Below are 5,755 nucleotides of genomic sequence, written 5' to 3'. Positions count from 1 at the left end.
AGCAGGTACTCGTGGGCCCCCGCCCCCGCCGCACACCCCACCTGCGCGTTGTCGAGCCAGCCCAGCTTCCACTTGTGCCAGCCGAGCATGTCGTTGTTGGCGCCCCAGTCCTCGGACATGATGTCCCAGTGCCCGACCGCGCCCCCGCCGTCGGGCGTGTAGAGGTCGGGCAGCCCGAAGACATGGCCGTTCTCGTGCGGCAGCACCCGGTAGCCGGTCTCGCGGTACGAGCCGGAGCCGTCGTCCTGGCGGCTGTAGACGAAGGACGTGTTGGAGAGCGGGACGCCGTCCGCGAGCGGCGCGTCCTCGTTCCCGGAGAACGTCACCGAGAGCACCGTGTCCAGCGCGGACGGCCCCGCGTTCGGCGACATCAGGATGTTCACCAGGTCGTACGCCGCGAAGTCCACCCGTGAGTCGGCCGCCGCCACGATGTCCTTGACCAGCCGCCGGTAGCCCGGCTCGTACGGCGAGCCGCGTTCTATGCCGTACGCGGAGAACGCCTGCGGCATCCGCAGCCACTGCGGGAGGGGGGCGTCGGGCCGGTAGTCCAGCCGCCCGTACGAGGCGGTGCGGAACCACTGGGTGGTCTGGGGGAAGAACTCCGCGTACCGGCTGAGCGCGGACTCGGTGCCCTGCGCGTCGGGGAAGTCGATCATCAGGGTCAGGGCGCGGATCGTGCCGGTGGAGTGGGTGTAGCCGGGCGGGGTGGGCAGGCCCTCGGACATCTGCACGCCGAGCGTGGTGCTGATCCGGCACGGGGCGAGCGCCGCCTCCCCGCCGGTGGCCACCGGGCCGGCCGACGCCCGCAGGGGGGCCGTCAGGGTGGTGCTGCCCGCGGTGACCGAGGCGAGCACCGCGGCGGCGAGGGCCGCGCCCGCGACGGTGCGGCGGCGGCGCGGGTCGCGCGGCCCGCCGGATATCCGACGGCGCGCTCTGCCGGACTCCTCCATACGCACGCTCGCCTTCGCCCGCCGGCAGCCGGCCGCTCCTGGCTGCGCTCGTGCGATCACCCTGTGTCGGGCGTGTCGCGGGCGCGCGCTGGGTGGGCCGCGCGTGTGGTTTTCCCGGGCGAAGGATGTGACTCAGGTCACAGGAAACAGGGGCCCGGGCGGGAAATAACCGGGGAGCCTTTCCCCGTTTGCACCTGTGTCCCGCCGAAACGGGGAGAGCTTCCCCGGTTCGTTTCGGACGACGACTTCATCCGCAGCAGAAGGAGCACGCCGTGTCCACCGCCACCCCGAGCATCGCAGCGGAGCCCCGTCGCGCCCCGCGACCGCGGGCCGACGCCCTGCGCAACCGGGAGCGGATCATCGCGGCGGCGCGCGAGATGTTCGTCGAGGAGGGCGCCATGGTGCCGCTCGACGAGATCGCCAAGCGCGCGGGCATCGGCAACGCCACGCTCTACCGGCACTTCCACGACCGCACCGAGCTGATCACCAGCGTGGTGCTCGCGGTGATGGAACGGGGGGCGGTGGCCGCGGAGACCGCGACCGCCGAGGAGCCCGACGCCTTCGCCGCACTGCGCCGGTTCGTCTTCAACGCGGCCGACGAGCGCATCGGCGCCCTGTGCCCGATGCTCTCCGAGAGCTTCGACAAGGACATGCCGGAGCTGAACGCCGCCCGGGAACGCCTCGACGAGGCCGTCCGTGACCTGATGGCACGGGCCCGGCGCAGCGGCCAGTTGCGCGACGACGTCGACGTGGGCGATCTGATGGTCGCCCTCACCCAGCTCACCCGGCCGCTGCCGGGCACCGCGTGCCCGAACATGGACCGGTTCGTCCACCGCCATCTCCAGCTCTTCCTCGACGGGCTCATGGCCCCGGCGCGGTCCGAGCTGCCGGGAACGGCGGCGACCATGCAGGACCTCAGCCAGCCGTAACCGAACCCGCGTGGGGCGGCCGGTCCGCTCAGCGCACAGAGCCTCAGCACCAAGCAGCACCGAGCAGCACCAAGCCGTACGAAGCAGTACGGCAGTACTCAGCACTCCGCTCATCGCAACATCGCGTCCCAAGGTGGCTACACCCATGTCGAAAACAGTCGAGGCCCGGACAACCGAGCCCCGGGACCTCGCTCCCGATCCCAGCCGATGGAAGGCCCTGGCCTTCATCGCGCTCGCCCAGCTGATGGTCGTGCTCGACGCGACGATCGTGAACATCGCCCTGCCCTCCGCCCAGACCGACCTGGGCATATCCGACGGCAACAAGCAGTGGGTCATCACGGCCTACGCCCTCGCCTTCGGCGGTCTGCTGCTCTTCGGCGGACGCATAGCCGACCTCTGGGGACGCAAGCGCACCTTCGTCGTCGGTCTGCTCGGCTTCGCCGCGGCCTCCGCGCTCGGTGGCGCGGCCACCGGCCAGGCCATGCTGCTCGGCTCCCGCGCGCTCCAGGGCGCGTTCGGCGCGCTGCTCGCGCCCGCCGCGCTCTCTCTGCTCGCGGTGATGTTCACCGACGCCAAGGAGCGCGCCAAGGCGTTCGGCATCTACGGTGCGATCGCCGGTGGCGGCGGCGCCGTCGGTCTGATCCTCGGCGGCTTCCTCACCGAGTACCTGAACTGGCGCTGGACCTTCTTCGTCAACATCCCGTTCGCGATCGTCGCCGCGGCCGGTGCCTACTTCGTCATCCGTGAGCCCTCCGGCACCCGCAACCGCTCGCCGCTGGACGTCCCGGGTGTGGTCCTCTCGACCCTCGGTCTGGTCGCGCTGGTCTACGGCTTCACCCGCGCCGAGTCGGCCGGCTGGTCCGACGCGGTGACGGTGACGATGTTCGTCGCGGCCGTCGTGCTGCTGGCCGGGTTCGTCGCCACCGAGGCCCGGGTCAAGCACCCGCTGCTGCCGCTGCGCGTCATCACCAACCGCAACCGGGGCGGGGTCTACCTCTCCCTCGGCCTCGCCATCATCGCGATGTTCGGCCTCTTCCTCTTCCTGACGTACTACCTCCAGGTCGTGAAGGGCTACTCGCCGGTCAAGACCGGCTTCGCGTTCCTGCCGATGATCGCGGGCATGATCACCGGTTCCACCCAGATCGGTGCCCGGCTGATGACCCGGGTGCCGCCGCGCCTGCTGATGGGCCCCGGCTTCCTGACCGCCGGCGTCGGCATGCTGATCCTCACCCAGCTCCAGATCGACACCTCCTACGCCGGGCTGATCCTGCCGGCGCAGCTCCTGCTCGGCCTCGGCATGGGCACCGCCTTCATGCCGGCCATGTCGCTGGCCACCATCGGGGTCGAGCCGCGTGACGCGGGTGTCGCCTCCGCCATGGTCAACACCTCGCAGCAGGTGGGCGGCGCCATCGGCACGGCCCTGCTGAACACCATCGCCGCCTCCGCCACCACGGCGTACGCGACCTCGCACGCCGCCGGCGCCAAGAGCCTGGAGCTGCTGAAGCTCCAGGCGATGGTGCACGGCTTCACCAGCGCCATCTGGTGGGCGGTCGGCATCCTGGTGGTCGCCTCGGCGATCGCGGTCACCTTCATCAACACCGGCCGTCCGGACATGGGTTCGCTCACCGGCTCCGGCGACGCCGACGGCGTCGAGGACGAGATCCGGGTGCCGGTGGTCGCCCACTGACGCCGGCCGCCTACGTGGGGGACGCGTAAGCGGTCAGCAGAGCACACACCAGACGCGGACCTGTCCGGCTCAGCGGAGCCAGGGCAGGTCCGCTCCCGCGTCCTTGGGCTGGAGGCCCTCGGCGATCACCCGCATGATCTGCCCGAGCTGCTCGGCCTGCTCGGGGGTGAGCCGGTCGAACATCGCCTGGCGTACGGCCGCCACATGGCCCGGGGCGGTGCGTTCCACGACCGCGAAGCCCTCGTCGGTGAGCGCCGCGAACTGGCCGCGCTTGTCCGAGGGGCAGTCCTCGCGCCGCACCCAGCCGTTCTTCTCCAGCCGCGCGATCGCGTGCGAGAGCCGGGACCGGGTGATCTTGGCGCCGATGGCCAGCTCGGTCATCCGCAGCCGCCGCCGGGGGGCCTCGGAGAGCTGGATGAGCAGCCCGTAGTAGATGTGCGGCATCCCGGCGTCACGCTGGAGCTGGCGGTCGAGATGGTCTTCCAGGAGCGTGGTGGCGTGGAGGTAGGCACGCCAGGTGCGCTGCTCGTCGTCGCTGAGCCAGCGCGGCTCCTCGGCGGGGGTGGTGGTCATGGTCTCCACTGTACGGCCACTCCTTGAAAGTTGAACAAGACACCACTGATCTCACATAACGGAAAACTTTAGATTTCAAGTAAATCCCGAACTCGCCGCCAGTGTAGGGAAGTTGCCGCACCCGGCGGTCGGCCGGCCCGGGGTGCCTGCGGCCACGGGTCCGGCCACGGCGTGGAGGGTTGCCGGCGGATCTGATGAGGCCCGTGAAAAGACCGGTGCGGTTCGGCTGGAAGGGGTACCAGGGAATCAGGGCAGTCTGGACATCCTGAGCAACCAGGAGGCGGCGCGGGCCGTCTTCACGGTGGAAGAGAGCGGAACGGGGGTTGGGTACTTCCGCGGTGAAGGCAACTGTTCCGGGTGTGACGCCGGTCTCAGAAGGACGGGAGTCGCGGCCGGGGACCACGGGTCCCGGCACCCGGTCTGACCTGCGCCTCTGTACGTTCCCGCGGCATCCGTCCGCCACTGTGGCGGCACAGGGTACTGCATGATCCGGAAAATCGATGGTCCGGACGGGAATTCTGTCCGGATTCCAGCCGTTGTTTCCATCGGATGCAGGGCACCCGGGAGGGTGTCGCGACCTACACAGCAAGGGAGCACGCATGGCAACCCGCGCCGTCGCCCGCCGGACCGCAAGCAGCGGATCCGAGTCGGGGAGCAGTGTTCGCGCCGTCAGCGGCGAGATCGCCGACCGCGACCTGGTCGGAATGTACCTCGACGAGATTGCGCGGACGCCGCTGCTCGACGCCGCCAAGGAGGTCGAGCTCTCCCAGACCATCGAGGCGGGTGTGTACGCACGCCAGATCCTCGACGGAGAGGTGGAGAGCAAGGCAGGCGGCGCCTCTCGCGAGGAGCTCGAAGCCCTGGTCGCCGCCGGTGACCGGGCCAAGGACCTCTTCATCCGCTCCAACCTCCGCCTCGTCGTCGCCGTGGCCCGGCGCTATCCGAGGGCGGGCCTGCCCCTGCTCGACCTGATCCAGGAGGGCAACGCGGGCCTGGTCCGCGCGGTGGAGAAGTTCGACTACGCCAAGGGCTTCAAGTTCTCGACGTACGCGACGTGGTGGATCCGCCAGGCCATCACGCGCTCGATAGCCGACCAGTCCCGCACCATCCGCCTCCCCGTCCACCTGGTGGAGGAGCTGGGCCGTATCCGCCGCGTCCAGCGCGAGTTCAACCGGGAGAACGGCAGGGACCCGGAGCCCGCCGAGGTGGCCGCGGAGCTGGGCTCCACCCCGGAGCGCGTCGCCGACGTCCTGGACTGGGCGCGCGACCCGGTCTCGCTCAACATGGCGGTCGACGACCAGGGCGAGACCCAGTTCGGCGACCTCCTGGAGGACACCTCGGCGATCTCGCCCGAGCAGTCGGTGCTCACGCTGCTGCGCAGCGAGGAGCTCGACGACCTCATCGGCAAGCTCGACCAGCGCACCGCCTCGATCATCAAGATGCGGTACGGGATCGACGACGGCCGCGAGCGCACGCTGACGGAGGTCGGCAAGGAACACGGCCTGACCCGCGAGCGCATCCGCCAGATCGAGAAGCACGCCCTGCTGGAACTGAAGAAGATGGCACGGGACACGGGCTTCGACGCGGCGGCGTAACGATCCGCCCGGCCCACCCCC

The 5,755-nt window shown here is 70.4% G+C and carries 5 protein-coding genes; 3 read left to right on the top strand and 2 right to left on the bottom strand.

Annotation, left to right across the window (positions count from 1 at the left end):
• The coding region (locus ACJA3G_RS28185) for a M6 family metalloprotease domain-containing protein (protein WP_406555855.1) at positions 1-950 on the bottom strand (950 nt) is incomplete at its 3' end.
• A gap of 272 nt (positions 951-1,222) precedes the next feature.
• On the opposite strand from ACJA3G_RS28185, the gene ACJA3G_RS28180 reads away from it, so the two are divergent.
• Positions 1,223-1,879: a TetR/AcrR family transcriptional regulator gene (locus tag ACJA3G_RS28180; protein WP_406555854.1), complete on the top strand. Its 657-nt coding sequence runs from the start codon at positions 1,223-1,225 to the stop codon at positions 1,877-1,879.
• Positions 1,880-2,024: 145 nt separating this feature from the next.
• On the top strand, positions 2,025-3,566 hold the full coding sequence (locus ACJA3G_RS28175) for an MFS transporter (RefSeq protein ID WP_406555853.1): 1,542 nt from the start codon (positions 2,025-2,027) through the stop codon (positions 3,564-3,566).
• Between the two features lie 69 nt (positions 3,567-3,635).
• Here the strand turns inward: ACJA3G_RS28175 and ACJA3G_RS28170 are convergent, their stop codons facing one another.
• Positions 3,636-4,148 carry a MarR family winged helix-turn-helix transcriptional regulator gene (locus tag ACJA3G_RS28170; protein WP_406555852.1) on the bottom strand — a complete coding sequence of 171 codons (513 nt, stop codon included), beginning with the start codon at positions 4,146-4,148 and terminating at the stop codon, positions 3,636-3,638.
• Between the two features lie 590 nt (positions 4,149-4,738).
• On the opposite strand from ACJA3G_RS28170, the gene ACJA3G_RS28165 reads away from it, so the two are divergent.
• Complete coding sequence (locus ACJA3G_RS28165) at positions 4,739-5,734, top strand: RNA polymerase sigma factor RpoD/SigA (RefSeq protein ID WP_406555851.1); 996 nt, start codon at positions 4,739-4,741, stop codon at positions 5,732-5,734.
• The last annotated feature ends 21 nt before the right edge of the window (positions 5,735-5,755 follow it).

The organism is Streptomyces sp. YS-3 (assembly GCF_045257485.1).
Lineage (GTDB): Bacteria > Actinomycetota > Actinomycetes > Streptomycetales > Streptomycetaceae > Streptomyces.
This window is presented reverse-complemented; position numbering and strand designations above follow the sequence as displayed.

Coding starts and splice junctions, on each gene's coding strand:
- ACJA3G_RS28175 (WP_406555853.1), top strand. CDS start 2,025: ATGTCGAAAACAGTCGAGGCCCGGACAACCGAGCCCCGGGACCTCGCT.
- ACJA3G_RS28165 (WP_406555851.1), top strand. CDS start 4,739: ATGGCAACCCGCGCCGTCGCCCGCCGGACCGCAAGCAGCGGATCCGAG.